Source organism: Variovorax sp. LG9.2 (assembly GCF_035018885.1).
Lineage (GTDB): Bacteria > Pseudomonadota > Gammaproteobacteria > Burkholderiales > Burkholderiaceae_C > Variovorax.
Window position 1 is genome coordinate 1 of sequence record NZ_JASJXB010000098.1, and the last position, 743, is coordinate 743.

Below are 743 nucleotides of genomic sequence, written 5' to 3' on the forward strand. Positions count from 1 at the left end.
GGTGGGGGCCTTAATGGCGGCTCCTCAACCAGTAGTGGCTCCAGCGATGGCGGTACCTCGGGCGGCAGCATGCCCAATGGTCAGCCAATGCGCAAAGACAACATGAGCAAGGAGCCGATGAGCAACGACAAGATGTCCAACGGCAGCATGGCCAAAGACAAAATGTCAAAGGACAGGATGAGCAAAACGCCGATGGACAAGAATTCGATGCCTGCCGATTCGACTGGTGGCAAGCAGACTCCTGATCCGAAGTAATTCGACGCTTTTTTACTCTAATCTCTCGGAAATTAGTTGCAGCGTCTGATCGCTTAGCAAGACATCAGCGTAGGTGTCTTAAGGGCCACTCTGGCGACCAGCAGGTCTGAGCTCCAAAGCCGGTGACGCCAAGATGACTTCGCCAGCTGCTTACCGTAGCGCGGCGATTCGACGAAGTGCCGCTCCTCGCAGAGCGTGCCTGTCTCTAGATCGAGCACCGCGTCGGTGCCCTGCTGCCGCCCATGGACCAAGAGCTGCATCAGTCAACTTCAGGCTTTTGCGCTTCGGCTTTCTCGACTCAAAGGTCGAGCACGAGAACACGGGATTTGGACCGTGAACAGCAGGGTGTGAACTGGTCGTTCTTAGCCTGCTCTTTGGGTGTCAGGTAGAGATCCCTGTGATCGGGTGTTCTGACCTTGCCCCCGGAATCCGTACCCCATAGCCGAGTTCATGAATTGGCTTGCTGTGGCTGATTGGCAAGCCAGTCC

Annotated in this window: 2 pseudogenes; one reads left to right on the forward strand and one right to left on the reverse strand. The window is 56.1% G+C overall.

The features are described from left to right. A pseudogene (locus tag QN413_RS27065) lies at positions 1–255 on the forward strand (hypothetical protein); the annotation flags it as partial. Between the two features lie 298 nt (positions 256–553). Here the strand turns inward: QN413_RS27065 and QN413_RS27070 are convergent. Then, positions 554–661 (reverse strand): annotated as a pseudogene (locus QN413_RS27070) (oxidoreductase); the annotation flags it as partial. Between the last annotated feature and the right edge of the window lie 82 nt (positions 662–743).